The following is a 26,988-nucleotide window of genomic DNA, read 5'->3' as shown; positions in this document are numbered from 1 at the left end:
GCGGCTTGATCGTGCCCACGCTCCGCGTGGGTATGCAGCCCGTGACGCTCTGCGTCAGACGGTCGCCCGGTTAAACCTTGAAGTGGCTGACCAGCATCTGCAACTGGTTGCCCAAGCGTGCGAGTTCGACGCTGGAGGCTGCCGTCTCTTCGCTGGCGGCGGCGGTCTGTTCGGAGACGTCGCGCACGTTGATGATGCTGCGGCTGATTTCCTCGGCCACCGAGCTTTGCTGCTCGGCTGCCGCTGCGATCTGCTGGTTCATCGCCTGGATGTTGGACACCGTGTTGGTGATGCTTTCCAGCGAGGTGCCGGCCTTGCGGGTCAGGGCCACGCTGCTGTCGGTGAGGTTGCGGCTGCTGAGCATGATGTCCGAGACCTGGCGGGTGCCGTTCTGCAAGGCTGCGACCAGGCCTTCGATTTCTTCGGTGGACTGCTGGGTGCGCTGGGCCAGGCCGCGCACTTCGTCGGCCACCACCGCGAAACCGCGACCGGCTTCACCGGCACGCGCCGCTTCGATGGCAGCGTTGAGCGCCAGCAGGTTGGTCTGCTCGGCCACGGCCTTGATCACGTCCATCACCTTGCCGATCTTGTCGCTTTCCTGTTCCAGCACGTTCATTGCGTCGGTGGAGCGCACGACTTCACTGGCCAGCTTCTCGATCTGGGCAATCGCCTCGCCCACCACCTTGTCACCATCGCGGGCCTGTTTGTCGGCATCGGAAGCAGCGACCGAGGCCTGCTCGGCGTTGCGCGCGACTTCGTGAACGGTGGCCGACATTTCGTGCATGGCGGTGGCCACCTGATCGGTCTCGACCTTCTGGCTGTTGACCCCGGCGCTGGTCTGCTCGGTGACCGCCGACAGCTCTTCGGCGGCGCTGGCGATCTGGGTGACGCTGTCGCGAATCCCGCCGATCAGCTCGCGCAGGGTGGTGCCCATGCGCTGGATGCCTTGTTGCAGCACACCGAGTTCGTCCTTGCGGGTGACGATCAGGTCATGGGACAGATCGCCCGAGGCGATGCGGTCGACCACGGCCAGGGTTTGCTGCAAGGGCGTGGTGATCTGGCGGGTAATCAACACGGCGGCCAGGGCGCCGAGAATCAGTGCCAGCAGGGTCGCGGCGATCTGCAGGGTGCGCGCCTGCTGGGTATCGGAATCGCCCAGGGTGACTTGCAGGTCGATCAACTGGTTGGTCAGCTTGATGATGACGGCTTGTTCGTCCGTCATCTCGGCGCGGGCAGCGTTGATGTTGTCGGTGGCGGTCTTGAAGCCCTGGACCGAGCTGCGGTAGCCGATCAGCGAGGCCTCCAGTTGCTTGAGACGCTCGGCCTGGGTGCCGCCGAAGGTGGCGTTGAGCTTTTCAAGGCCTGCGATGGCGCTGGACAGCTGACGGGTCGCAGCTTCTTCGGTTTTGGCGGAGACGCTGCCGGTGTAGCCACGCACTTCGTAGCGCACCAGCATCACGTCTTCCTTGGCCTTGATGATGTCTTGGTACTGGGCGAAACGACGCTCGTCGGTCGGGTCCATTTTCATCACGTCATCGTTGATCTGCGCGATCAGCTCGGCGGCCCTCACCGCATCGACGCCCATGTCGGCGCGCACGGTGGCGCTGGCCTTGTAGCCGTCGCGCATCTTGTTCAGCGAGGTCTGGTAGGCGCTGATCTGCTCACCCAGCGCCTTGATGAGCGGAACGTTCGCAGGATTGACGAAGGTGCTCTGCAGGAACTGCTGCTGCGCCTTGTAGGCGTCGAGCGCGGTCTGCACAGTCTGCGCCACGGTTTCGTCGCCGTTGCTGAGCATGTACTGCAGGCGGGTGATGCGCAGGTCGGTGAGTTTGTTGGTCAGCTTGGAAATGTCGGCGACCCGGTCGCTGCGAAATTTCATGCTGCCAAGGCCATTCCAGCCGATCAGCGCAAGCAGGGCAGTGAAAATCAGTACGACGCCAAAGCCGAGGGCCAGCTTCATGTTGACGCTGATGTTGGCGAACCAGCTCTTCATCAAATATCTCCAGGATGTCCGTGTTCAGTAGTCGTCAGCTGGGAGCGTTGTTGTTATGGAAGGCCAGCGAAACAGTCAGATGTGAGAGTGCATCGGCTGCGTCGCGAAATTCTGAAAGAAATGTCCTACAAAGAGTGGCGCGTGCCCGTAGCAGCACGGCTTGTCGGCGGGGGCGTCCTCGAAATCGCTCCCGCCGGCAAGCCGTGCTGCTACGTAGTCGTCAGGGCGTTACAGCTTTCTGGCGCCGTCAAACGCTGGCGTCAACTTTCCCGCCCCGCCTGTACCAGAGATGAAATATTTCAACTATCGACCGTGGTCGCGAGCCCATATCGTGTACTGGCTAAATCCTCCGCCAATGGTGGCGTATTACTAGAACCAGTACGGAAGCCGCGTCATGGAACCTGTTCAGCGATTCACCACCCTCGACAGTTTTCGAGGGGTATGCGCAGTGTTGGTCGTGTTTTTCCATCTGCATGTCGTTGATACCTTTGTCGAGCTGCCGTTTTTCCGTCGAGATGAGGTGCTGCTCAACTTCTTCTTTGTGCTCAGCGGGTTTGTCCTGGCCCACAGCTATGGCATGAAGCCGAATCTCTCGTTCAAGTCCTTCTTCATTTCCAGGCTTTTCCGCATCTACCCGCTGCACCTGGTGATGCTCGGGGTGTTCCTGGTGTTCGAGACGCTGCGCTGGCTGGCCTACAAGAAAGGCTTCTATCTCAATAACGTGCCCTTCACCGGGTTGTTCGACCCTCGGGAAATCCTGCCGAACCTGTTCCTGGTGCAGGCCTGGACGCCGTTCACTGAACCCATGTCGTTCAACTATCCGTCCTGGACCATCAGCATCGAGTTCTACCTCTACATGCTGTTCGGCATGCTGTGCCTGTTGTCCCTGCGCAATCGCTACCTGATGTTTGCCTGCGTGTCGGTGCTGGCGTTCGTGTTGATCTTCTCGGGCAATGAGCCCTTGGTTGAGCGCGCAATGCAGGGGCTGTCGTGCTTCTTTGCCGGTAACGTCACCTACCTGGGCTATCTGCTGATTCGCGACCGGTTCATCCCAAGGCCCTGGCTGATGACCGTGCTGGAGTGCGCGGTGATGTACGCCACCTGGTGGATTGTCATGAATGACTTCGACCACCGCCTGCCCATCGGCAGCCTGACGTTCTGTGGGCTGGTGCTGTTGTTCGCGTTCGAGGGCGGGCTGGTCTCGGCGTTTCTCAAGACCGGGGTGTTCGTGCTGCTGGGCAAGCTTTCGTATTCGATCTACATGACCCATGCAGCCTTGATCTTCTGCTTTTCGGCGATCTTCATCGTCGCGCAGAAGGTGACCGGGCAACCGCTGGCGCCGATGATCGACGGGCAACGCTTCATGGACACGGGCTCCGTGTTTTTCAACAACCTGTTCGCCGTGGTTGTGACGCTGCTGGCGGTGGGGCTTGCGGCGCTGGCGCACAAATACATCGAGATGAAGGGCTATGAGCTGGGCAAGCGGGTGGCGAATCCTGCGGCGTCCAGGCCCGCCGCCGAACCGGCTGATACCCGCTTGAGAACTCGGGCGACGGTCAGCGATTGAGCCAGGCGGCCATGCCCAGTCCGGCGGCGCGGCCACTGGCAAAACAGGCGGTGAGCAGATAGCCGCCGGTGGGGGCTTCCCAGTCGAGCATCTCACCGGCGCAGAACACCCCCGGCATGGCGCTGAGCATCAGTTGCTCATCCAGCGCTTCGAAAGTCACGCCACCGGCGGTGCTGATCGCCTCGTCCAGCGGGCGGGGGCGGATCAGTGTCAGCGGCAGGTGTTTGATCGCCTGGGCCAGCGCTGCCGGATCGGCGAACGACTCGGCTGGCGCCAGTTCGCGCAGCAATGCCGCCTTGACTCCGTCGATCCCGACCTGACTGTGCAGATGCCTGGACATCGAGCGCGAGCCACGGGGTTTGCTCAGGGCCTTGTGGATATCTTGCAGACGCTTGCCGGGCAGCAGGTCGATCTCGACCGTGGCCTCGCGCTGCTGGTTGATCGCCTCGCGGATCTGCGCCGACAGCGCGTAGACCAGGCTGCCTTCAATGCCGGTGGCAGTGACCACGCATTCGCCCAGGCGCAATTCCTGACCCTGCAACCCCATGGCGATGTTCTTCAGCGGCGCCCCGGCAAACTTGCCCTTGAGCACATCACTCCAGCCTGACACTTCGAAGCCACAGTTGGCCGCCTGCAACGGCGCCATCTGCACACCGCGCTGTTCCAGCAGCGGCAGCCACGCGCCATCCGAGCCCAGCCGCGCCCAACTGGCGCCGCCCAACGCGAGCAAGGTGGCATCCGGCTGGATCGTCAATTCGCCTTCGGGGTTGGCGATGCGCAGGCTGCCCTCGGCATTCCAGCCCAGCCAGCGATGGCGGGTGTGGATAACTACGCCGGCGTCGCGCAGGCGCTTGAGCCAGGCACGCAGCAACGGCGCGGCTTTCATGTCGGTGGGAAAAACCCGGCCGGAGGTGCCGACGAAGGTCTGGATGCCCAGCCCGTGAATCCATTCGCAAAGCGCCTGGGCGTCCATCCCACGCAGCAGGGGTGCGATCATTGGTGCGCGTTCGGCGTAGCGCGAGAGAAAGGCCGGGTAGGGCTCGGAGTGGGTGATGTTCATGCCGCCGACGCCGGCCAGCAGGAATTTGCGCCCCACCGATGGCATGGCGTCGTACAGATCGACCTTGCACCCCGCCTGGCTCAGCACTTCGGCGGCCATTAAACCCGCAGGCCCACCCCCGATGATGGCGACGGATTTTGCGGAGTTGGCGGTACTGGAAGTCATGGGCAAGCTGCGGATCGATGAAGTAGGGCGCGCATTCTACCCGAGCCTCGTGACGAACGAGCGACCTGTGGAAAACTATTGAGCAAAAAACGTACAGCGTGCGCCAGGCCTTGCGCGGTGTGGGGTCTGAACCCTTGCACTCAGGTTATCCACAGGCCGCTCCACAGCGGATGTGGGTAACTGACCGATACTGTAGGAGCGCGCTTGCCCGCGACCGCGATCTGCCTGTGCCGTAAATGTTGGCTGATACTCCGCGATCGCGGGCAAGCGCGCTCCTACAGGGTGTATCGTTTCAGAGTCCTTCCGAGACCCACACCCGCTGCGCGCTGTGATGCAAAATCCCGTGCCGACGCGCCAGCGCCTTGCGATCCTTGCTGTATCCACCGCCGATCACGCCCATCACCGGGATGTCCCGCCCGAGGCAGTGGCGCATCACGGCTTCATCGCGGCGGCCCACACCGCTGTCGGTCAGTTGCAGGTAGCCCAGGGCATCGTCCTTGTGCACGTCGACGCCTGCGTCGTACAGCACCAGGTCAGGTTGATACAGCGGCAGCAGGTAATTGAGCGTGTCGTCGACTACCTTCAGGTAATCGGCGTCGCCCATGCCCATCGGCAGCGGGATGTCCCAGTCACTTTGCGCCTTGCGCGCCGGGAAGTTCTTTTCGCAGTGCAGCGAGACCGTGATCGCGTCTTCGGTGTGTTCCAGAATCCGCGCCGTGCCGTCACCTTGATGCACGTCGCAGTCGAAGATCAGCACCCGGTGCACCCGGCCGCTCTGCAGCAGGAAATGGCTGATGATCGCCAGGTCGTTGAAGATGCAGAAACCGGCGGGGTAGTCGTAATGAGCGTGGTGGGTGCCACCGGCCAGATGGCAGGCCAGGCCGTGCTGCAGGGCCTTTTCGGCCGTCAGCAGCGAGCCGCCGACGGCGCGCACCGTACGTCGGGCCAGATCCTCGCTCCAGGGCAGGCCCAGGCGGCGCTGGTCCTCGCGGGAAAGGTCTCCGTCCATGTACCGACGGATGTAGGACGGATCATGGGCCAGCGCAAGAATGTCCTCCGGGCAGATCTGCGGACGAAACAACTGAGCATCCGTGGTCAGGCCGCTGTCGATAAGGTGGTCGTGCAGCAGCCGGAACTTGTCCATCGGGAAACGATGGTCGGGTGGAAACTCGGGGCTGTAGTCTTCGTGGTAGATAAGTGGAAGAGACATGGTGCGCACGTGCAGGATTCGAGAGGCAATCTTGCCAGTTATGGCCGCGAGCGCACAGGGAATTGCCCAACAAGTGGGCTGTCGGACTGACAGCCATTCGGGAAGCGGGGCAGGGGAGACGTTTCAATGGAGCCGATACTCGAGCTCAACAGCGCACGCTTGCTGATGCGCCAGTGGCGCGATGACGATTTGCAGGCGTTCGCGGCGATGTGCGCCGATCCGCAGGTCATGCGGTACTTTCCGGCACCTATGAGCCGCCTGGAGAGCGCCAAGATGATCGGGCGCATTCGTGGCCATTTCGCCGAATACGGTTTCGGGCTTTGGGCGCTGGAGCGCAAGGACACCGGCCAATTCATCGGTTTCACCGGGCTGAACGTGGTGGGCTTCGACGCATTCTTCACCCCGGCGGTGGAGATCGGCTGGCGCCTGGCCCGCGAGCACTGGGGGCTGGGCTACGCCAGCGAAGCGGCCTGGACCGTGCTCGGCTGCGGTTTCGAGCACGTGGAGCTGGACGAGATCGTGTCCTTTACGGCGGTCAGCAACCTGCCTTCGCAAAAGGTCATGCAGGCCATCGGCATGCGTCATGAGCCGAGCGACGATTTCGAGCATCCGAACCTGCCCGCCGAGCACCCGTTGCGCCCGCATGTGCTGTACCGCATCAACCGTCAGCAGTGGCTCGCCACCTTGTGATTGGCGGGAATCGCGCTACAAACATCTGTATCATTTCGCACAGACTGTGACGAATACGTGCGAGACGACTGTGTGTGAGGAGCTGGGAATGAGCCATGTGCTGGATGATCTGGTAGCGCTGCTGAGCCTTGAACCGATCGAAGAAAATCTTTTCCGTGGCCGTAGCCAGGACCTGGGCTTTCGCCAGCTGTTTGGCGGGCAAGTGCTGGGCCAGTCGTTGTCGGCGGCGAGCAAGACCGTCGAAGACGCCCGCCATGTTCATTCGTTGCACGGCTATTTCCTGCGCCCGGGTGACGCCCATCTGCCGGTGGTCTACCAGGTTGACCGGGTTCGCGACGGCGGCAGCTTCAGCACCCGGCGCGTGACGGCGATCCAGAAGGGGCACCCGATCTTCACCTGCAGCGCGTCCTTTCAGTACGACGAAGAAGGCTTCGAGCACCAGAGCCAGATGCCGCAAGTGGTCGGTCCGGAAAACCTGCCTTCGGAACTGGAGCTGATGCGCCAGCGCGAGCACCTGATTCCGGCGCACATGAAAGACAAACTGCTGTGCCCCAAACCCATCGAGTTTCGCCCGGTGACCGAGTCCGACCCCTACAACCCCAAGCCGACCGATCCTGTGAAATACGTGTGGTTCCGGGCGGATGGCGAGTTGCCGGACATCCCCGCGCTGCACAAATACATGCTCGCCTATGCCTCGGACTTCAATCTGCTGACCACCTCCCTGCTGCCTCACGGCAAGACGGTCTGGCAGAAAGACATGCAGATCGCCAGCCTCGACCATTCGCTGTGGTTCCACGGTGAACTGCGCGCCGATGACTGGTTGCTCTACGCGATGGACAGTCCCTGGGCCGGAAACTCCCGTGGCTTCTCTCGCGGCAGCGTGTACAACCGCGCAGGTACGCTCGTAGCCTCGGTCAGCCAGGAAGGGTTGATTCGCCATCGCAAGGACTGGGCATGAGCCTTTCGCAGTTGCGCCACTGGGTATTCGACATGGACGGCACGCTGACCATCGCCGTGCATGACTTCCCGGCCATCAAGCGCGCGCTGGGCATTCCCCAGGAAGATGACATTCTCGGCCATCTGGCAGCCTTGCCCGCCGATGTTGCGGCGGCCAAGCATGCGTGGCTGCTGGAACATGAGCGTGAACTGGCAGTGGCGTCGAAGCCTGCGCCCGGTGCCGTGGAACTGGTCAAGGAACTGGCCGGGCGTGGCTATCGCCTGGGCATCCTGACCCGCAATGCCCGGGAGCTGGCCTACGTGACGCTGGAGGCCATCGGGATTGCCGACTGTTTTCATGTCGATGACGTGCTGGGCCGCGACGAAGCACCGCCCAAGCCCGATCCAGGCGGGCTGCTCAAACTCGCCCAGGCGTGGAACGTCGAGCCGTCGCAGATGGTGATGGTCGGTGATTACCAGTTCGACCTGGCCTGCGGCAAAGCCGCCGGGACGCACACCGTGCTGGTCAACCTCCCCGAAAACCCCTGGCCGGAACTCACCGACTGGCATGCCGATGATTGCACGGCGTTGCAGGCGATGTTGGGCGGTGCGCAAGGCTGATTAAAAGCAAAAACTGTGGGAGCGAGCTTGCTCGCGAAGGCTATTGCATGGCCGACACAGAGGGGTCGATCTGGCCGCCGTCTTCGCGAGCAAGCTCGCTCCCACAGTGGGGCGTGTGTGCCGCCGACATCAATTGCCCTTGAACAACGCCGCCTGCCCCTCGGGCGAGGTGAACATCGCGTCGCCGTTGTGACCCACGCCTTTGACCTCGACCACACGCTGGTTCAAGCCCTCGGGATGGCGCTTGGTCAGGTAATCGAAGTAATTGTGCCCGCGCACCAGGCGATACGCCCCTTGCGCCTCGGCGCCGCAGTCCTTGTCCAGTGCCGGATGGTTCGGGTCGGTGTCCTGCTCGCCCAACAGGTAGGTGACGTCGCGTTTCACATAGGCCGCTTCAAGCTCGGCCGCCGTTTCCTTGCCCGCATAAGGTGGCAACTTGTTCAGGCCGTACTTCCAGGTGTCGAAGCCCGGGCAACTGGCGGTGGTCACCGGCAGCGGACGGGTCGCGTCGAAGTACGCATAGGAAGACGGGTTGGCGATCACATACCGCAGCTTGATGCCTTCCTTCTTCAGTAGCGCATCTTCCTTGCCGCCGATCATCGCGTAGCGCTGCACCACCTGCGCGCCACCGGAATGCCCGGCAATCACGACTTCCTTGAGGTTGGGGAACAGCTTGCTGTCGGAGAGGCGCTTGAGGATATGGTCGATGACCACGAACGAGCTGACAGGCTTGGCCCCCAGCGACTTGTCGCCTGCCATCCAGTCATTGCGATGCCAGCGCAGGACGGTTTCCGGCAGATGGTGAGCGGTGATGTCCTTTTCATCGAGGAACTGCGGCGCAATCAGCAGGGTTTTCGACCGCTGCTTTGACTGGTTGGCGGCGCGCTCGACGCTGCGCAGGTAGGTCTGGGCATTACGCAAACGCCCGTGAAGCACAATCACCACTCGCTGGATCTGCGGGCTCGGGCGCACCCAGCTCTGGCTCAGCCCCAGGGTGGCCTGGGACGTTCCGTTGATCAGCAGCCGGTCGGGGCTGATGGATTTGACCGCCTGATCCGCAGCATGAGCGGTAACGCTCATCAGGGTGCCCAACAACAGGATCGAAAGCGGTTTCATCATGTGATCAGAGGCTCTTGGCGGCGAATGTATCGCATTGGTTGATTTGTCCCTGGGCAAAACCTGCCTTGAACCAGCGCACGCGCTGGGCAGACGTCCCGTGGGTGAACGAGTCCGGTACTACACGTCCCTGGCTTTGCTGCTGCAAACGGTCATCGCCAATGGCATTGGCCGCATTCAGCGCCTCTTCAATATCACCGGGTTCGAGCCAGTTCAAACGCTTTTGCGCGTTAAAGGCCCAAACACCGGCAAGGCAGTCTGCCTGAAGCTCCTGGCGCACCAGCAGGCCGTTGTCACCCTCCATGCGCATGCCGCGCTGACGGGCGGCGTCAACTTTAGCCGAAACCCCGAGCAAGGTCTGCACATGATGGCCAACTTCATGCGCAATCACGTACGCCTGGGCAAAATCCCCGGCCGCCTTGAAACGCTGGCTCATCTCCTGGAAGAACGCCATGTCCAGGTAAACCCGCTGATCCCCCGGGCAATAGAACGGACCGCTGGCCGAGGTGGCATAACCGCAGGCGGACTGCACCTGGCCGCGGAACAGAATCAGCGTCGGGTCCTTGTACTGCCGCCCGCCCGCCTGGAACAGCTGGCGCCAGGTGTCCTCGGTATCCCCCAGAATCGCCCGCACGAACTCCGCCTGCTCATCGTTGGCCGGCGGCGCCTGACGCGTCTGCGGATTGACCGCCGATGTCTGTTGCTGGCCCATCTGCCCGGCGATCTGCCCCAGGATCTGCATCGGGTCCTGACCGGTCAGCAGGCCAATGGCGACAATGATCACAATCCCGCCAAGCCCCAGCCCCTTGCCCCCAATGCGCAACCCACCCCCACCCCCGGTGTCGTCGCGCGCATCGACGACGTTGTCACTGCGACGTCCTTTTTTCCAGAGCATGGTAGGAACCCTCGGTTGGTGGTGTAGGAAGTGTAGACGGCGGGGGAGGCCGGCCGTCTGGTTAGCCGGAAAGTAAGAGGGGAGGTGAGGGAAATGGTTCAGGGCATGCCTTGATACTGTACGGGCATGCCCAGATGAGATTTTGTCAGGAGGTTGTTATTGCGTAATTCAAAATCGCCAGGCAGCCGCAATTAAGCAATAGCCAAATGTAAATGGCCCAAATTCGCCGCCTCAGAGACAGGGGAACCCTGAGGTGAGCATTTTTAGCGATATCACCTCGGCGATACATTATTCCGGGCATGTATATAAATGCGAAGATCATGCTCAGCCGCATATGCCTGCCGATGATTCCGCCTCCCCAAATATTTCTTGTATTGACGACTCCCGGGCAGTCGGACAGGTAGTGCTCAATGATGTCGAGATTTTTATGCCCGAACCGGGCCATGACGATAAGGTTGAGCAAAGTAGAAATGAACCAGGTCAATCCAGAGGCCAGAATAATAGGCATTTATGGCCTCCACTCGTAGATCAATTCGCCCATTCGTTCGCCAAACCTTTCTCCTCCAACGCCTCCTGCGTACCCACCTGCCGCCGCAGCGATGATTCCACACCCAATCACCCCCAGCCCTCCAGTAGTCACTCCAAAGACGACCATACACAGAGGTGTCAGAAAAGCTGTACCGAGTGTGCCTCCCGCCATCCCGCCGGCAATACCACCAGCTAGTTTGCTCCCCTCAACATATTTCGCCTTCCTGCACATCTCCTCCCGCCCCGTAATGCAAGCCTCTTTGATCTCCAGATGCGTCGAGTAAGCGTTCAACGCAATACCGATCGGCGTCCCGGCCTTCAACAATTTCGAAGCCTTGGCAATATGATTCAAACGGTCCGTATACCCCCGAAGCTCCCGCGTATGCAGGTAACTCTTGGTGGATATCCCGAGCATTTTCTTGATCGACCCCTTGTTGTGCATTCCGGTCCCCCAGCGAGCGATACCCTCTAGTTGGCCATCGAGCCTGGCGAACAGCACGCGCCGCTGGTTGATGAACTCTTGCCTCGCGATGGGCGTGCCGCGTTTGAGAGAGAGCTGATGCAACCGCTGGATATCCTGCAGCGTTTTCTCCACGCCTTTGAGGTGGTTTTCCCAACTGCCAGTGGCGGCGCCGATCCCCAGCGAGCTGTAGCCCAGGATTTTCTGCAGAAGATCGTAGTTCGTGATGATCTCGCGATCCGACCCCACTTCGTTCCGGAACAGCGAGTGGTAGGTGCCATAGGCGAGTCTCGTCATCTCCGCTTCTTCGGGCGAGATGCGTGGCGTGGATTCGTCGGCAACCACCATGAGCTGGCCGGGCATGACCATGTTGTTGCGCAGGTGGGCGTTGAGCTGATCGAACTTGGCGCCGCCACCTACCTGCGCCTTGATGAGGGGGTAGTTCTGGAATCGGTCGTTGATGAATACGTACGGCTTGCCTGCGACTGCCATTTTCCTGTCCTTGAGAAATGGGAAGCCGGCAGGATAGGAAAAGAGTTGAAGCGATACGATGGACAGGCGCGCAGTTTGAGCAAATTCAGAACAGCCCTACTCAAAGGGCTCAAAGTTCCTACAAGTCAGGCTGCTCAGCCTTCACCGACTGGATAAACGCCTGCATCGCCGAGGACTGAATCCGGTGTCGTCGGGTAATCAGTCCGTAGGGCGGCAGGCGTGCTTCGAAGTGGATCGGCAGGACCGCCAGCAGGTCGCGTCCGGCGTAGTCTTCGACCACGGAAACCGGGGTGACACCGAGCATGTCGGTCTGTTGCACCAGTGACAGCAGGGTCATGATGGAGGTGGTTTCGACGATGCTGTTGGGGATATCGACGCGGGCGTTGTGGAACACCTGGTTGATGATCGCGCGCATGGGGCTGGGTTGCTGTTGCAGTACCCAGGTTTCGTTTTGCAGGGCGGCCCAGCTCAGGTCCTTGGCGTGAACCAGCGGGTTCTGCGCGCCGGCGATCACGCACAGGGCTTCTTCGCCGAGGCTGTCGAACAACAGTTCTTCCGCGCGTGCGCCGCCGGGGATGCGGCCCAGCACGACATCGAGCTGGTCTTGGAGCAGGGCCTGGACCAGCACGTCGCTGGTGTCGACTTGAATGCTCATGGACAGGCGCGGGTGGCTCTTTTTCAGGTTGGCGATGGTGCGGGTCAGCAGCCCGGAGGACAGGGCAGGGATCGCGCCGACCGCAACGCGCCCCAGGTTGCCGGACTCCAGCGCCACCAATTCCTCGCGCATGCCGCTCAGTTCGGCAAACACCATGCGCGCGTAATAGATGACGGTTTCGCCGAACGGCGTCGGGCGCATGCCCCGTGGCAGGCGTTCGAACAGTTCGACGCCCAAGAGATCCTCGGCTTCGTGCAGCATCTTGGTGGCCGCAGGCTGGGTCATGCCGATGTTGTCGGCCGCCCGGCGCAGCGAGCCGAACTCCTGCAGCGCCAGCATCAGCCGCAACTGGCGCAAACGCAGGCGGCTGTGGATAACGCTGGCTTCCGGAATTCGGGTCATGGCAGTGGCTCGCGCAAAAGTCTGCGGCGAGCCTGCCAAGAACTGCAACGCATTGCCAGCATTGCGTGTCATCACAGGGTTTTGGCCTTGATTGCATGACGATTGCGCCAGCCAAAGGCGGCTTTGATGCCAGCGCTGATGATGGGCCAGAACAGCATCGCCAACGCAGCGGTGGTCAGGCTGCCCACTAGCGGGTTGGACCAGAAGATGCCCAGTTGCCCATCGGAAAACAGCATCGACTGGCGAAACGCATCCTCGGCCTTGTCGCCCAGCACGGCGGCCAGCACCAGCGGGGCAATCGGGTAGCCGAGTTTCTTGAACAGATAACCCAGTGCGCCGAAGCCCAGCATCAGCATGACGTCGAACATCGAGTTGTGCACCGAGTAGGCGCCGATGGCGCAGACCATGATGATGATCGGAGCGATGATCGAGAACGGGATGCGCAGGATCGAGGCGAACAGCGGCACGGTCGCCAGCACCACCAGCAGGCTGACCACGTTGCCCAGGTACATGCTGGCGATCAGCCCCCAGACGAAGTCGTGTTGCTCGGCGAACAGCGTCGGCCCCGGGTGCAGGCCCCAGATCATCAGCCCGCCGAGCATCACCGCAGCGGTCGCAGAACCCGGGATGCCCAGGGTCAGCATCGGCAGCAAGGCGCTGGTGCCTGCGGCGTGGTCGGCGGTTTCCGGGGCGATGACGCCTTCGATTTCGCCCTTGCCAAAGTTGTCGCGGTTTTTCGAGAACTTGCGCGCGATGCTGTAGCTCATGAACGAGGCGGCAGTCGGGCCGCCAGGCGTTATGCCCATCCAGCAGCCGACCAGGGTGCTGCGCAGGATCGTGAACCAGTAACGCGGCAGTTTGGCCCAGGTGCGCAGGATCACCATCGGCGTGATGCGCGCATGTTCGCCACGGAACACCAGGCCCTCTTCGACGGTGCAGAGGATTTCACCGATGCCGAACAGGCCGATCACCGCGACTTCGAAGCTGATGCCGGTCATCAGTGCCGGTTGATCGAAGGTCAGGCGCAGGTTGCCGGAAACGGTGTCCATGCCCACAGCGGCCATGGCGAAGCCGATCATCATCGCGACCACGGTTTTCAGCGGCGGGTTCTTGCTCATGCCAATGAAGGTGCAGAAGGCCAGCAGGTACACCGCGAAGAACTCCGGCGAGCTGAAGGTCATGGCGAATTCGGCGATCCGCGTGGAAAGGAATGTCAGCAGCAACACCCCGGCCAGCGCACCGATCAGCGCCGAGCTGAAGGCCGCGGTCAGGGCTTCGGCGGCACGGCCATCGCGGGCCATGGGGTAGCCGTCGAAGGTGGTCGCCACCGACGACGGCTCACCGGGAATGTTGAACAGGATCGAGGTGATCGACCCGCCAAACAGCGCCCCCCAGTACATGCACGACAGCAGGATGATCGCCGACACCGGCGACATGGTGAACGTCAGCGGCAGCAACAGCGCCACGCCGTTGGGGGCGCCCAGGCCCGGCAACACGCCGACCAGGATGCCCAGCAACACGCCAACGACCATCAGGCCGATGTGGCCTGGCGTGAGGATCAGGTTCATGCCTTGCAGCAGGGAATCGAACTCGCTCATTTCAGCGATCTCCACACAGAGCCGATCAGGTCGCCCAGCGGGCCTGCATCCAGCGGCACCCGAAACCACAGATCGAAGATCAGGTAGCTGGCCAGCACCGCGCCCACTGACACCGCGCCGATCTTCCACGTGCCGTAGGGCTTGGCGCGGGTCTTGTCGCGCCACATGAACCAGGCGATGAACACCGCTGAGGCGAGGTAGATCCCGGTGAACGGCATGGCGCAGACGAACAGCGCGATGGGAATGAACACCGACAGCACCTGGCGGAACTCACCACGGCTGACGAAACTGACGCTTAGCGGTTTCCAGCGAATCAGCGCGAGCACGCCATTGGCCAGGCTTGCCGAGGCCAGCAACAGGCCGATGTAGAACGGGAAATAACCAGGCTCCGGACCGGCGTCGCCCCAGCCGATGCCTTGCTCGACACTGCCGAACATCACCACCACGCCGATGACCAGCGTGAACAGCGCAAGCCCCAACTCGACCCAGCGGGTACCGACCAGGGAGCTTGAGTGAGAAGAATTGGACATCAGACACCTCCAGCGAATGACGGCCGCCCGCGCTCCGGCAGGAGGCGGGCGGTGACAGGGCAGGTCAGTTGCGCAGCCAGCCAGCGTCCTTGAACACCGGTGTGACGCGGGCGGTGTCTTTCTCGATATAGGCCGTCAACTGTTCGCCTTCGAGGAAGGTCGGCACCAGCGCGTTCTGTTTCACGTAGGCCTTGAATTCAGGCGTCTCGGAGACCTTGCGCATCAGTTCGGTGTAGAACGCCCGCTGTTCTGCGGTGACATTGCCCGGCATGAAGATGGTGCGCGGGAAACGGTATTGATCGATGCCAAGGCCGGCCTCGTGGCAGGTCGGTACGTCGGCCCAGGATTTATCCCCGGCGACCTTGTCGGTATAGCCCATGCGCTCCTGGCTGAAGACGCACAGCGGCTGCACCTGATCGCCGCGCCACTGGCTGATGCTTTCGGCGGGGTTGTTGACGTTGGCGGCGATGTGTTTGCCGGCCAGTTGGGTGGCGGCCTCGCTGCCGCTCTTGAACGGGATGTAGGTCAGCTTGGTGCTGTTGGTCTGGTTCAGCAGCAGGGTCAGGGTCTGGTCGACATCCTTGGACTGACTGCCGCCCATGCGGATTTTCGACGGGTCGGCCTTGACCGCCTCGACGAAGCCCTTGGCGTCTTTCCAGGGCGCGTCCTTGTAGGTCCAGAGGATGAAATCGTCTTCGGCCACGGCGGCGACGGGCGTCAGTTCCTGCCATTCGTAACCGAGCTTGGAGACCAGCGGCAGCAGGTAGATGTTGTTGGTGGCGATCACCAGTTTGTCGGCGTCGCCCTTGGAGACTTTCATGTCGAGGAAGGCTTCGGCCCCGTTGCCGCCGCCCTTGTTCAGCACCACCGTGTTTACATCCAGTAACTTATGCGTGCTGATGATCGACTGGATCAGCCGGCCCAACTGGTCGGTGCCGCCGCCTGGGCCACCGGCCACGACGATCTCGACATTCTTGTCAGGTTGCCATGCTGCCAGAGCGAGGGTGGGAAGTGCCGTGGCGCACATCAGTGTGCAGCCGAGCAGCAAACGGGACGCGCGTCGGAAGGATGCGGTTCGCATGATGATCCTCTTTTTTGTATTTGTTATGAGCGGCCGTCATCGTGATCGACCATGGACCGAGTGTGTGAAAGTTGCTATGTCGCGTCTAGTCAAAACATCAGATACACCGATAGCCTGGGGTTATAGGTCATTCACAGCCATGTAGGAGCGCGCTTGCCCGCGACGGGGCATGTCAGACGATGGAGATGTGGCGGCTGTACCGGCGTCATCGCGGGCAAGCGCGCTCCTACAGGGCGTAGTGGCTGTTACGGGGTGCAGGCGCCGAAAGGTGAGGATTATTGCAGGAGCGCGCTTGCCCGCGACAGGATGTGTGAGGCGATGGAGATGTGGCGGTTGTACCGGCGTCATCGCGGGCAAGCGCGCTCCTACAGGGCGTGGTGGCTGTTACGGGGTGCAGGCGCCGAAAGGTGGGGATGATTGTAGGAGCGCGCTTGCCCGCGACGGGATGTGTGAGGCGATGTAGATGTGTGGGATGTACCGGCGTCATCGCGGGCAAGCGCGCTCCTACAGGGCGCCGCTACCCTGAGCTTGCTCGCGATCAGGTTTCAGCCGCGCAGAGATACCCGAAAACACACCCAACCCGACACGTCGCGCTATATCCTCCAGCTATCACCGTATTTCCAGTTTTGATTAGACGGTTATCGCTTGCGCCTCGATAGTGGCTGCCAAGACCGGCGCGTTCGCAGAAGTGCGTCGACAATAAGAACAACAAATCGAGGTACGCACCCATGGCTCGCAGCAGCGCCGATGTGCCCTTGTCCGCAACGGGCGACTCCTTTGCTCCTCCTGTTTCCAGCGTGGCCAGTTCGGCCCGGGCCAGCACGGTGCGCTGGCGTATCTTCGCCATTATCTTCGTGCTGACCATGGTCAACCTGATCGACCGGGTTTCGCTGTCCATCGCGATGCCGACCATCGCCAAGGAATTCACGCTCTCCCCGGCCATGCAGGGCCTGATTCTCAGCAGCTTTTTCTGGGCCTATGCCCTGTTGCAGATCCCCGGCGGCTGGATGATCGATCGCTTCGGGCCGCGCCGGGTGATTACCTGGTCCACCGGGCTGTGGGGCACGTTCCAGGTGCTGGCCGGTTTTGCCACGGGCGGTGCGTCGCTGTTGTTTGCGCGGATGTTTCTGGGCGCCGCCGAAGCGCCGTTGTTTCCGTCGGGCGGCAAGCTGATTTCCCTGTGGCTGGCGCCGAGCGAGCGCAGCCGCGGCGCAGTGATGATGGACAGCGGCAGCCCCTTGGGTGTGGCGCTGGGCGGTCTGATCATCGCGTACCTGATTGTCTCGCTGGATTCGTGGCGCATGGCGTTTGTGATCGCCGGTATCGCCACGCTGGTGCTGGGCTGGGTGTCGTGGCGCTACCTGCGGGACGACCCCTCCGTGCATCCACAGGTCAACGCGGCGGAACTTGAGAAGATCAACGCCGGCCGCGATACCCCGGCCGCCGAAGCCGCGCGGGCCAAGGTCAAAGGGCTCGGCATCGCGGCCCGTTCCCTGACTGGCCTGCTGGTGGGGCGTTCGACCTGGGCGATGGTCTATTTCGGTCTGCTGACCTGGGGCCCGAGCTATCTGGCCCAGGCGCGGGGCTTCGACATCAAGGGCATCGGTTTCGCCACCTTCGTGATCTTCATCTGCGGCTCCCTGGGTTCGCTGACCGGCGGTTTCCTCTGCGACGGGCTGATCCGCAAGGGCGTGCGCCGTGGCCTCGCGGTCAAGGGCCTGCTGACGTTTTCCGGTGTCATCGCGCTCTGCGCGCTGCTGCTGTTGCCGCGAATGAGCGACCCGATCGCTGCCGTCGCGCTGCTGGCCATGACCGCGTTCTTCCTGATGTGGGGCAGTCTTTACTGGAGCTTCCCGGCGTTGCTCGCGGCACCGGCTCGGGTCGGCCTGATCGGCGGTGTGATGAACCTGGCGGGCAGTATCGGTGGCATCTTCGTGCCGATCCTGGTGGGCGTGATCCTGCAGTACTTCGGCGGCTTCGGTGCTGTGCTGGCGTTCTTCGCCATCTGCGCGGCGCTGTTCGTCCTCGCCACGCTGCTGATCAGCCTGGATGGCAAGCAGGAGGCGGGCAATGTCTGAGGCGCTTTACAACGGGCCGATCATCGACGCCCATCATCACTTCTGGGACCCGCAGGCCAACTACCATCCCTGGCTCGCCGAAGACGCCAACATCCCGTTTCGCTACGGGGATTACTCGGCGATCAAGCGGCGCTACCTGCCACCGGAGTATTTCGCTGACGCAACGCCCCACAACGTGGTGCAGACCGTCTACGTCGAGACCGAATGGGACCCCCGCGACCCGATTGGCGAAACTCGATTCATCGAGCAGATCGCCGCCCGCTATGGCGTGCCCAATGCCGTGGTGGCCCAGGCCTGGCTCGATCATCCGGACGCGCTGGCGGTGTTGGCCGAGCAGGCGCTGTTTCCCAGCGTGCGCAGCGTGCGGCACAAGCCGGGCGGGCCGCAGTCGCCGGAGCAGGTGGGTGAACAACGCACCTTGATGAGCGATGAACACTGGCGACGCAGCTACGCGGCGCTGCACGGACTGGGGCTGCGTTTCGACCTGCAGACGCCCTGGTGGAACCTGCCTGAAGCCGAACTCCTGGCGCGGGATTTTCCAGAGACCACGCTGATTCTCAACCACGCCGGCCTGCCGTCGGATCGCAGCGCCGAAGGCCTGGCCGGCTGGCACGGGGCAATGGCACGGCTGGCCGAGCGACCCAACGTGGTGGTGAAGATTTCCGGTCTTGGCCTCAAGGGCAAACGCTGGAGCAGCCAGGACAACCGCTGGATCGTGCGCGAAATCATCGCCATGTTCGGCAGCGAGCGGGCGATGTTCGCCAGCAACTTTCCGGTCGACAGCCTGTGCGGCTCGTTCGACGACATCTACAGCGGTTTCAAACACATCGTTCGTGATCTGCCGCCCGCCGATCAGGAGCGTCTTTTCTACAGCAATGCACAGCGTATCTACCGTTGTGCGCCGTCTGCCGTGGCGAGCCCGTGGCAAGAACAGTTGAGGAGTCAGGCATGAACAAAACCCGAATCGCGATGGTGCTCGGCGACCCGGCAGGCATCGGTCCGGAACTGATCGCACGCTTGCTCAGCGATGAAAAAGTACGCAGCCAGGCCCAAGTGCTGCTGATCGCCGACGAGAGCGAAATGCGCCGGGGCATGGACATCGCCGGGCTGTCGTTTCCCTACCGGCAGATCGACTCGCTGGACGGGCTGGATTTTCGCGATGACACGCCGCTGTTCTACAACTATCGCGGCGATGCCGTGGGGGAGTTTCCACGCAGTGAAGCCAGCGCCATCGGTGGACGTTACTGTCTGGATACGCTGAAAATCGCCCTTGACCTGACCGCCGCCAAGACGACTAACGCGGTGCTGTTCGGGCCATTGAACAAGACCTCGCTGCACATGGCCGGCATGGCTCACAACGACGAGCTGCACTGGTTTGCCGAGTTGCTGGGCTTCGACGGGCCGTTCTGTGAGTTCAACGTGCTGGACCGGTTGTGGACGTCCCGCGTGACCTCCCACGTCGCGCTCTCGGCCGTGCCCGGCATGCTGACTCAGGAGCGGGTGATCGAGGCGATCCGCCTGATCGACACTGCCCTCAAGCGCAACGGCCTGAAGGCGCCACGCATCGGTGTGTGTGGCTTGAATCCGCACAACGGCGACAACGGCTCGTTCGGTCGCGAGGAGCTGGACATCATCGGCCCTGCGGTGAAAACGGCGCAGGCTCAGGGGATGAACGCCGATGGGCCGTATCCGGGCGACACGATTTTCCTGAAAGTGCAGGGCGATGCCAGCGCGTTTGACGCGGTGGTGACGATGTACCACGACCAGGGCCAGATCGCGATCAAGCTGATGGGCTTCTCCCGTGGCGTCACGGTGCAGGGCGGCCTGCCGATCCCGATCACCACGCCCGCCCATGGAACCGCGTTCGATATCGCAGGGCAGGGCAAGGCCAACGTCGGGGCGATTCGCCAGGCCTTCGAGATTGCCTGCCGGATGGGGCAGAGCAACGTCTGAGGGGTTAGCCCTTTCTCATGAAAAACCACGTTTGCCGCGAGCTGCTTTCGAGCGCCTTGCGGCTTTTTTGTGCCTGGTCGGTTGGGGTTGCCTGATCTGACGCCGTCGCGGGCAAGCGCGCTCCTACAGGTGGGCTGGTTGTTCCTATAACTCTATTGAGCAATCTTGATTTGCAGCGATCACCTGCGGCTATCACTGGATACGCATAAGTGATTAGCCGACCCGCCTGGCCTGTCGCTAAATTCTCCCCATCGACCCGCGGCGCAGCGCTTGCCGCATCGAACGACAACTACAAAAAGGCCAGCGTGCCACCGGTTGAAAGGAACCGCTCTCATGAAAATCAAGGCAATCCGTACCCGCGTATTCGAATGGAAAGGCAAGGTCGTCCCACCGCAGGCGCACTTCTGCACCAACGCCAGCGACATCCTCTTCGAGCGCGGCGATGCCATGGGCTCCTTCCGTTTCCACGGTTGGCTGGTGGTGGAAGTCGAGACGGACAACGGCATCGTCGGTATCGGCAACTGCGCCTTGGCGCCGCGGGTGGCCAAGGAAATCATCGACACCTACCTGGCTCCCATCGCCATCGGCGAAGACCCGTTCGACAACGAATACATCTGGCAGAAAATGTACCGCCAGAGCCACGCCTGGGGTCGTAAGGGCATCGGCATGGCGGCCATCTCGGCCATCGACATCGCCATCTGGGACATCATGGGCAAGGCGGTGAACAAGCCGGTGTTCAAACTGCTGGGTGGCCGTACCAAGGAGAAGATCTGGACTTACGCCTCCAAGCTGTACGCCAACGACAACCTGGACCTGTTCCTCGAAGAAGCCCAGGGTTATCTGAGCCAAGGCTTCACGGCGATGAAGATGCGCTTCGGCTACGGCCCCAAAGACGGCCCGGCGGGCATGCGTCGCAACATCGAACAAGTGCGCGCGCTGCGTGACCTGGCCGGTCCCGATGTGGACATCATGCTCGAATGCTACATGGGCTGGACCCTGGAATACGCCCGCCGCATGCTGCCCAAACTCGCCGAGTTCGAGCCGCGCTGGCTGGAAGAACCGGTGATCGCCGACGATCTGGAAGGCTACATCGAGCTGAAGAAGATGGGCATCATGCCGATCTCCGGCGGCGAGCACGAGTTCACTTCGTACGGCTTCAAGGACATGCTCGAACGCCGCGCCGTCGACGTGATCCAGTACGACACCAACCGCGTGGGCGGCATCACCGCTGCGCGCAAGATCAACGCCATGGCCGAAGCCTGGTCGGTGCCGGTGATCCCCCACGCAGGCCAGATGCACAACTACCACCTGACCATGTCCACCACCGCCTCGCCGATGGCCGAGTTCTTCCCGGTGTTTGACGTCGAGGTCGGCAACGAGCTGTTCTACTACGTGTTCAAGGGCGAGCCTGCGCCGGTCAACGGCTACATCCAGCTGGACGACAACAAGCCGGGCCTGGGCCTGGAAATCTCGGATGAGTACCTGAGCGAGTTCAACATCATCGAGTAACCCCCGCCAGTTCCCGCTGTAGGAGCGCGCTTGCCCGCGACTGCGTTGTGTCTGTACAAGACCTGTCAACTGACACACCGCGGTCGCGGGCAAGCTCGCTCCTACAGGGTCATATCCCAGGAGACTCCTCAATGCGCCTGATCCAATTCGAAAACAGCACCGGACAACGCCAGGTCGGCGTCGTCGAAGGTGCCCAGGTCCACGTCGTACGCAACACCACCAGCACCCGCGAACTGGCGCTGGCGGCCATTCGCGGCAAGCACAACCTCCAGGCAGAAGTCAGCCAGCGCGGCACCGAGCCGGGCCCTGACTACGCAGGCCTGCTGCAAAACGGCCAGGTCCTGCCACCGCTGGATCACCAAGACCCTGCCCACTGCCTCATCAGCGGCACCGGCCTGACCCACTTGGGCAGCGCCTCGGCCCGGGACAAGATGCACCAGCATGACGGTCAGGTCGAAGCCGGCATGACCGACACCATGAAGATTTTCAAATGGGGTATCGAGGGCGGCAAACCGGCGCAGGGCCAGGTCGGTGCGCAGCCGGAGTGGTTCTACAAGGGTGACGGCAGCATCGTGGTGCGGCCGGGCGCTGACTTTCCGGTTCCGGGGTTCGCTGAAGACGCCGGAGAAGAACCCGAGCTGACCGGCCTCTATGTCATCGGTGACGATGGCCAGCCATATCGCCTGGGCTACGCGCTGGGCAACGAGTTTTCCGACCACGTCATGGAGCGCCGCAACTACCTGTACCTGGCCCATTCCAAGCTGCGCTACTGCGCTTACGGCCCTGAGCTGCGTGTCGGTGACTTACCCCGTCACCTGTCCGGCATGAGCCGCATCAAGCGCGATGGTGAAGTGATCTGGGAGAAGGAATTCCTCAGTGGCGAGGACAACATGTGCCACAGCCTGGCCAACCTCGAATATCACCACTTCAAGTACGCGCAGTTCCTGCGTCCGGGCGATGTGCACATTCACTACTTCGGCACGGCGACCCTGTCTTTCGCCGATGGCGTGAAGACCCAGCCCGGCGACCGTTTCCAGATCAGCCTCGATGAATTCGGGGCACCACTGGAGAACGGTATTGGCGAGGGCACCCGGCCGGTCGCAATAGGCCAGATCAGAACCTTGTAGGAGCGCGCTTGCCCGCGACGGCGGTGTGTCCGGACAAGACCGCTCAACTGACACACCGCAGTCGTCCGGATGCGGCCCAGACCAAGCGCGCTCCTACAGGGTTATGCGGCTTTAGCCGCCATGGCAGTGACTGAGTCGGGTGACGCCTCGGCGAAGTGGTTCACCTGGCGCAGGGTCTTGAACCCGACCATCCAGGTGCCCACCACGCCCAGGGTGCAGAGCCCGCCGATCACTGCGGCGGGAACTGCGCCGAACAGGGCCGCGCTGCTGCCGGCGCGGAACTCGCCCAGTTCGTTGGATGAGCCGATGAACAGCATGTTCACGGCGTTGACCCGGCCGCGCATCTCATCGGGTGTCGAGAACTGCACCAGGGTCGAGCGAATGTAGACGCTGACCATGTCGGCGGCGCCCGCGATCATCAGCGCCAGCAACGACAGCCAGAACAGCGTCGACAGCGCGAACACCAGGTTCGCCAGGCCAAACACCGCCACCGCGATGAACATCACCAGGCCCACATGGCGGTCGAATGGCCGCGCTGCCAGGTAAAGGCCGGTGCTCACTTCGCCCAGGCTCATCGCACTGCGCAGGGCGCCCAAGCCTTGCGGCCCCAGGTGCAGCACTTCGTGGGCGTAGATCGGCAGCAGTGCCACCACGCCGCCCAGCAATACGGCGAACAGATCCAGGGAAATGGTCCCCAGAATGATCGGCCGCGAGCGGATGAAGGCGATGCCGGCGGTGAAGCGTTTCCAGGCCGTGGATTCAAGAATCTGTTTCTTGCCCGCGAAGAGCACCGGAACCCGCGTCAGCAACAACACACCCGCAATGAAACTGCACATGCAGACGGTATAGGTCAGGCCTCCGCCGCCCAGTGCGTAAAGTCCGCCGCCGACCAAGGGGCCTGCGATGGTCGCAATGCGCATGATCATGCTGTTGGTGGCAATCGCCGAGGCCAGTTTTTCCCGTGGCACTACCTGAGGCAACAGGCTTTGCAGCGCGGGACCGGTGAACGCGCGGGCGCAACCGAACAGGGCCAGGGTGGCGTAGATCAGGCGGGTGTCCTGGTGATGGGTCACCGAGAACAGCATCAGCATCAGACTGCACAGGGCCTGCACGATCCAGCTGATGCTCAGGATCAGCTTGCGGTCGTAGCGGTCGATCAGATCGCCGGCCGGCATCAACAGCAACAGCATCGGGATGAATTGCGCCAGGCCCACATACGCCAGCGAGATCGGGCTGCGGGTCATGTCGTAGACCTGCCAGGCCACGACCACCGCTTGGATCTGCATGGCGAAAACGGCCGCCAGGCGTGCCGTCAAAAAAGCGAAGAAGCCGGGAAGTTTGAGCGCGCTTTCGGAAGCGGTCGCAGAGGCAGGCGTTTCGGAACTCAAGGCAGGACATCCATCGAAGCGAGAGACGGCCGACTGTTATACACCGGTAAGCAGGTATATGCCGCTTACTGTCAGAAATTTTAAGGTCGCGGGGTGCAATATGCTCTTGTGGGAGCGCGCTTGCCCGCGATGGCGTCGTGCCAGACGAAATCTCTGTACCTGACACACCGCAATCGCGGGCAAGCGCGCTCCTACAGGGTTAGCGTCTGACCAGCAGCACACCCTATTTCATGCTGATCGTTCCCATGCGGAGCGTGGGAACGATCATAAAGGCGTTTACCGGCGAACCAGCAGCACACCCGATTCCATATGATGGGTATACGGGAACTGGTCAAACAACGCACAGCGCTCTACCCGGTGGGTGTCGTGCAGCTGGGCGATGTTGGCGGCCAGGGTTTCCGGGTTGCAAGAGATGTACAGGATGCGCTCGAAACGCCGGGTCAGCTCGCAGGTGTCCGGGTCCATGCCGGCGCGGGGCGGGTCGACGAAAACGCTGCCGAAGTCGTAGCTTTTAAGATCCACACCGGCCAGGCGCCTGAACGGGCGCACGTCATTCAGCGCTTCGGTCAGCTCTTCAGCCGACAGACGCACCAGGGTGACGTTATCCACAGCGTTGTCCGCCAGGTTGCTCAGCGCGGCGTTGACCGAGGTCTTGCTGATTTCGGTGGCCAGCACTTTGCGTACGCGGGTCGCCAGCGGCAGGGTGAAGTTGCCGTTGCCGCAATACAGCTCCAGCAAGTCATCCTCACGCTCGCCCAGGGCTTCGAAGGCCCAGCTCAGCATCTTCTGGTTCACCGTGCCGTTGGGCTGGGTGAACGCGCCTTCGGGCTGGCGATAGCTGAAGGTGCGGCCGGCCACGTCCAGTTGCTCGGTCACGTAATCGCGGCCGATCACCAGACGCTGGCCCTTGGATCGGCCGATCACGCTGACGTCGAGGTCCTTCGCCAGTAGCTCGGCTTCCTGTTGCCAAGCCTCGTCCAGCGGGCGGTGGTAGCACAGGGTGACCATGCCGTCGCCTGCCAGGGTGGTCAGGAAGTCCACCTGGAACAGCTTGTGGTTGAGCGTCTTGCTGGCTTCCCAGCGCTCGCGCAGCACCGGCATCAGCGCGTTGACCTGCAGGCTTGCGATGGGAAAATCGTCGATCAGGATCGGCGTGTGCTTGTCGCCGGGGGCAAACATCGCGTAATGGCGCTTGCCCTCGTCGCGCCACAGACGAAACTCGGCGCGCAGGCGGTAATGCTCGCGCGGCGAATCGAAAACCTGCGGCTCGGGTGCGTCGAACGGCTTGAGCAGTTCGCGCAGCCGCTCGGCTTTTTCGTCGAGCTGACGGCTGTAGCTCGCGGGGTCGAAAACAGAACTCATGCGTTGAACCAGCCCAACTTGATCACGAACAGGATCGACAGAATCACCAGTGCCGGATTCAACTCACGGCCACGGCCGCTGAGCAGTTTGATCGCTGTCCAGGAAATGAAACCAAAGGCGATGCCGTTGGCGATGGAATAGGTGAACGGCATCGCCAGGGCGGTGATGACCACCGGCGCGGCTTCGGTGATGTCGTCCCAGTTGATTTCCGCCAGGCCCGAGGTCATCAGCACTGCCACGAACAGCAGGGCAGGGGCGGTGGCATAGGCCGGAACGCTGCCCGCCAACGGGGCGAAGAACAGCGCCAGCAGGAACAGCACCGCGACCACGATGGCGGTCAGGCCCGTGCGGCCACCGGCGCTGACGCCCGCCGCCGACTCGATGTAGCTGGTGGTGGTCGAGGTGCCCAGCAGGGAGCCGGCCATCGCTGCGGTACTGTCGGCGACCAGCGCACGGCCCATTTTCGGCATGTGCCCGTCCTTGCCCATCAGCCCGGCGCGCTTGGCGACGCCGATCAGGGTGCCGGAGTTGTCGAACAGGTCAACGAACAGGAACGCGAAGATCACGCTCACAAGGCCAATGTTCAAGGCGCCTGCGATGTCCAGTTGCAGGAAGGTCGGGGCCAGCGAAGGCGGCATCGACATCACGCCGCCGAACGGAGAGAAGCCCAGCAGGATCGAAACGATGGTCACCGCCAGAATGCCGATCAGCACCGCACCGCGCACTTTCAGGGCTTCCAGCGCCACGATCAGCACGAAGCCCAGGGTCGCCAGGATCGGTGCCGGTTGTTTCAGGTCGCCCAGGCCGACCATGGTCGCCGGGTTGCTGACCACGATGCCGGCGTTGTGCAGGGCGATCAGCGCCAGGAACAGGCCGATACCGGCCGCGATGGCCGAGCGCAGCGGCAACGGGATGCTGTTGATGATCCATTCGCGGATGCGGAAGATCGACAGCAGGAAGAACATCACCGCCGAAATGAACACCGCACCCAGCGCCACCTGCCAGGTGTGCCCCATGTGCAGCACCACGGTGTAGGTGAAGAAGGCGTTCAGGCCCATGCCCGGCGCGAGCGCGATCGGGTAGTTGGCGATCAGGCCCATGACCGTGGAGCCGATGGCGGCGGCCAGGCACGTGGCGACGAATACAGCACCCTTGTCCATGCCGGTCTCGCCGAGGATGCTCGGGTTGACGAACAGGATGTAGGCCATGGCCAGGAAGGTGGTGACCCCGGCCAGGATTTCGGTGCGCACATTGGTGTTATGTGCCCTGAGTTGAAACAGCCGCTCCAGCATTTATGGCTTCCTTTGGCGCATGGCGCCGTGAGTTGAATCGACTAATAGAGAAAAGCACAGCCTGTCGAAACAGCCTGCATAAATTCTGCCAGTCGGAAAAAGCCGCGCATCATACCAGCAGGTTTGCGCGATGGCTGCCTACGCTGATCAAAGCGTAATGGTAGGAGCGCGCTTGCCCGCGATTGCGGCGTGTCTGCACCGATACTTTGGCTGTTACACCCTGATCGCGGGCAAGCGCGCTCCTGCAGAAGGTGATGTCAGTGGGCTACTTTTGCAGATG

General features: G+C 62.2%; 23 protein-coding genes. 9 read left to right on the top strand and 14 right to left on the bottom strand.

All coding sequences use genetic code 11. From position 1 onward, the window contains the following. Positions 1 to 70: 70 nt before the first annotated feature. Positions 71 to 1,993 (bottom strand): methyl-accepting chemotaxis protein, encoded by a 1,923-nt coding sequence (locus ACIPOO_RS26505; RefSeq protein ID WP_400610947.1) that lies wholly within the window; start codon positions 1,991 to 1,993, stop codon positions 71 to 73. Between the two features lie 394 nt (positions 1,994 to 2,387). Here ACIPOO_RS26505 and ACIPOO_RS26500 point away from each other — a divergent pair, with 394 nt between their 5' ends. Continuing rightward, the gene (locus tag ACIPOO_RS26500) at positions 2,388 to 3,560 is read left to right on the top strand and encodes an acyltransferase family protein (protein WP_400610945.1); all 1,173 of its coding nucleotides are present in this window, start codon (positions 2,388 to 2,390) and stop codon (positions 3,558 to 3,560) included. Here ACIPOO_RS26500 and ACIPOO_RS26495 read toward each other — a convergent pair. Both ACIPOO_RS26495 and ACIPOO_RS26490 read right to left on the bottom strand, forming a co-directional pair. Beyond that, positions 3,550 to 4,785 carry a TIGR03862 family flavoprotein gene (locus tag ACIPOO_RS26495; RefSeq protein ID WP_400610943.1) on the bottom strand — a complete coding sequence of 412 codons (1,236 nt, stop codon included), beginning with the start codon at positions 4,783 to 4,785 and terminating at the stop codon, positions 3,550 to 3,552. The two genes, ACIPOO_RS26500 and ACIPOO_RS26495, sit on opposite strands and share 11 nt — an antisense overlap. A 292-nt stretch (positions 4,786 to 5,077) precedes the next feature. Continuing rightward, positions 5,078 to 5,995 (bottom strand): histone deacetylase, encoded by a 918-nt coding sequence (locus ACIPOO_RS26490; protein ID WP_400610941.1) that lies wholly within the window; start codon positions 5,993 to 5,995, stop codon positions 5,078 to 5,080. 126 nt (positions 5,996 to 6,121) lie between these two features. Here ACIPOO_RS26490 and ACIPOO_RS26485 point away from each other — a divergent pair, with 126 nt between their 5' ends. From ACIPOO_RS26485 to ACIPOO_RS26475, 3 genes are all read left to right on the top strand, one after another. Then, positions 6,122 to 6,685 carry a GNAT family N-acetyltransferase gene (locus ACIPOO_RS26485; protein WP_400610939.1) on the top strand — a complete coding sequence of 188 codons (564 nt, stop codon included), beginning with the start codon at positions 6,122 to 6,124 and terminating at the stop codon, positions 6,683 to 6,685. Positions 6,686 to 6,773: 88 nt separating this feature from the next. Further along, positions 6,774 to 7,643, top strand: coding sequence for an acyl-CoA thioesterase II (gene tesB, locus ACIPOO_RS26480; RefSeq protein ID WP_400610938.1), 870 nt, complete (start codon positions 6,774 to 6,776; stop codon positions 7,641 to 7,643). Then, positions 7,640 to 8,242 carry an HAD family hydrolase gene (locus tag ACIPOO_RS26475; protein WP_400610936.1) on the top strand — a complete coding sequence of 201 codons (603 nt, stop codon included), beginning with the start codon at positions 7,640 to 7,642 and terminating at the stop codon, positions 8,240 to 8,242. The genes tesB and ACIPOO_RS26475 overlap by 4 nt, the downstream gene beginning before the upstream one ends. A 129-nt stretch (positions 8,243 to 8,371) precedes the next feature. On the opposite strand, the gene ACIPOO_RS26470 is transcribed toward ACIPOO_RS26475, so the two are convergent. The 8 genes from ACIPOO_RS26470 to ACIPOO_RS26435 form a co-directional block, all read right to left on the bottom strand. Beyond that, a complete protein-coding gene (locus tag ACIPOO_RS26470) occupies positions 8,372 to 9,361 on the bottom strand; it encodes an alpha/beta hydrolase (RefSeq protein WP_400610934.1) in 990 nt (329 codons plus the stop codon). Between the two features lie 4 nt (positions 9,362 to 9,365). Further along, positions 9,366 to 10,253 (bottom strand): neutral zinc metallopeptidase, encoded by an 888-nt coding sequence (locus ACIPOO_RS26465; RefSeq protein WP_400610932.1) that lies wholly within the window; start codon positions 10,251 to 10,253, stop codon positions 9,366 to 9,368. 145 nt (positions 10,254 to 10,398) lie between these two features. Then, entirely contained in the window at positions 10,399 to 10,761 is a 363-nt protein-coding gene (locus ACIPOO_RS26460; protein ID WP_400610930.1) for a hypothetical protein, read from the bottom strand. Continuing rightward, positions 10,762 to 11,733, bottom strand: a complete 972-nt coding sequence (locus ACIPOO_RS26455; RefSeq protein WP_400610928.1) for a hypothetical protein — start codon at positions 11,731 to 11,733, stop codon at positions 10,762 to 10,764. Positions 11,734 to 11,851: 118 nt separating this feature from the next. Next, positions 11,852 to 12,790, bottom strand: coding sequence for a LysR family transcriptional regulator (locus tag ACIPOO_RS26450; protein WP_400610926.1), 939 nt, complete (start codon positions 12,788 to 12,790; stop codon positions 11,852 to 11,854). 71 nt (positions 12,791 to 12,861) lie between these two features. Next, a complete protein-coding gene (locus tag ACIPOO_RS26445) occupies positions 12,862 to 14,388 on the bottom strand; it encodes a tripartite tricarboxylate transporter permease (RefSeq protein WP_274136050.1) in 1,527 nt (508 codons plus the stop codon). After that, on the bottom strand, positions 14,385 to 14,918 hold the full coding sequence (locus tag ACIPOO_RS26440) for a tripartite tricarboxylate transporter TctB family protein (RefSeq protein WP_400610924.1): 534 nt from the start codon (positions 14,916 to 14,918) through the stop codon (positions 14,385 to 14,387). Before ACIPOO_RS26440 ends, ACIPOO_RS26445 begins: the two co-directional genes overlap by 4 nt. 64 nt (positions 14,919 to 14,982) lie before the next feature. After that, positions 14,983 to 15,999 carry a Bug family tripartite tricarboxylate transporter substrate binding protein gene (locus ACIPOO_RS26435; protein WP_400610922.1) on the bottom strand — a complete coding sequence of 339 codons (1,017 nt, stop codon included), beginning with the start codon at positions 15,997 to 15,999 and terminating at the stop codon, positions 14,983 to 14,985. A 728-nt stretch (positions 16,000 to 16,727) separates the two neighbouring features. Between ACIPOO_RS26435 and ACIPOO_RS26430 the strand changes: the two genes are divergently transcribed. The 5 genes from ACIPOO_RS26430 (at position 16,728) to araD1 (ending at position 22,666) form a co-directional block, all read left to right on the top strand. Continuing rightward, positions 16,728 to 18,077 (top strand): MFS transporter, encoded by a 1,350-nt coding sequence (locus ACIPOO_RS26430; protein WP_400610920.1) that lies wholly within the window; start codon positions 16,728 to 16,730, stop codon positions 18,075 to 18,077. Continuing rightward, the gene (locus ACIPOO_RS26425) at positions 18,070 to 19,029 is read left to right on the top strand and encodes an amidohydrolase family protein (RefSeq protein WP_400610918.1); all 960 of its coding nucleotides are present in this window, start codon (positions 18,070 to 18,072) and stop codon (positions 19,027 to 19,029) included. The genes ACIPOO_RS26430 and ACIPOO_RS26425 overlap by 8 nt, the downstream gene beginning before the upstream one ends. Next, positions 19,026 to 20,030 carry a 4-hydroxythreonine-4-phosphate dehydrogenase PdxA gene (locus tag ACIPOO_RS26420; RefSeq protein ID WP_274136040.1) on the top strand — a complete coding sequence of 335 codons (1,005 nt, stop codon included), beginning with the start codon at positions 19,026 to 19,028 and terminating at the stop codon, positions 20,028 to 20,030. The genes ACIPOO_RS26425 and ACIPOO_RS26420 overlap by 4 nt, the downstream gene beginning before the upstream one ends. A 333-nt stretch (positions 20,031 to 20,363) precedes the next feature. Then, positions 20,364 to 21,539: an L-rhamnonate dehydratase gene (locus tag ACIPOO_RS26415; protein WP_400610916.1), complete on the top strand. Its 1,176-nt coding sequence runs from the start codon at positions 20,364 to 20,366 to the stop codon at positions 21,537 to 21,539. Positions 21,540 to 21,670: 131 nt separating this feature from the next. Further along, a complete protein-coding gene (gene araD1, locus ACIPOO_RS26410) occupies positions 21,671 to 22,666 on the top strand; it encodes an AraD1 family protein (RefSeq protein WP_400610914.1) in 996 nt (331 codons plus the stop codon). 101 nt (positions 22,667 to 22,767) lie between these two features. Here the strand turns inward: araD1 and ACIPOO_RS26405 are convergent, their stop codons facing one another. From ACIPOO_RS26405 to ACIPOO_RS26395, 3 genes are all read right to left on the bottom strand, one after another. Then, entirely contained in the window at positions 22,768 to 24,054 is a 1,287-nt protein-coding gene (locus ACIPOO_RS26405; RefSeq protein WP_400610912.1) for an MFS transporter, read from the bottom strand. Between the two features lie 276 nt (positions 24,055 to 24,330). Continuing rightward, on the bottom strand, positions 24,331 to 25,416 hold the full coding sequence (gene trmA / locus ACIPOO_RS26400) for a tRNA (uridine(54)-C5)-methyltransferase TrmA (RefSeq protein WP_400610910.1): 1,086 nt from the start codon (positions 25,414 to 25,416) through the stop codon (positions 24,331 to 24,333). Continuing rightward, the gene (locus ACIPOO_RS26395; RefSeq protein ID WP_274135748.1) at positions 25,413 to 26,708 is read right to left on the bottom strand and encodes an NCS2 family permease; all 1,296 of its coding nucleotides are present in this window, start codon (positions 26,706 to 26,708) and stop codon (positions 25,413 to 25,415) included. Before ACIPOO_RS26395 ends, trmA begins: the two co-directional genes overlap by 4 nt. Between the last annotated feature and the right edge of the window lie 280 nt (positions 26,709 to 26,988).

The sequence above is a fragment of the Pseudomonas sp. NPDC090201 genome (assembly GCF_044746825.1).
Taxonomy (GTDB): Bacteria; Pseudomonadota; Gammaproteobacteria; order Pseudomonadales; family Pseudomonadaceae; genus Aquipseudomonas; species Aquipseudomonas putida_AD.
The sequence above is the reverse complement of the archived record's forward strand: the minus strand, read 5'-3'. Positions and strand labels throughout refer to the sequence as shown.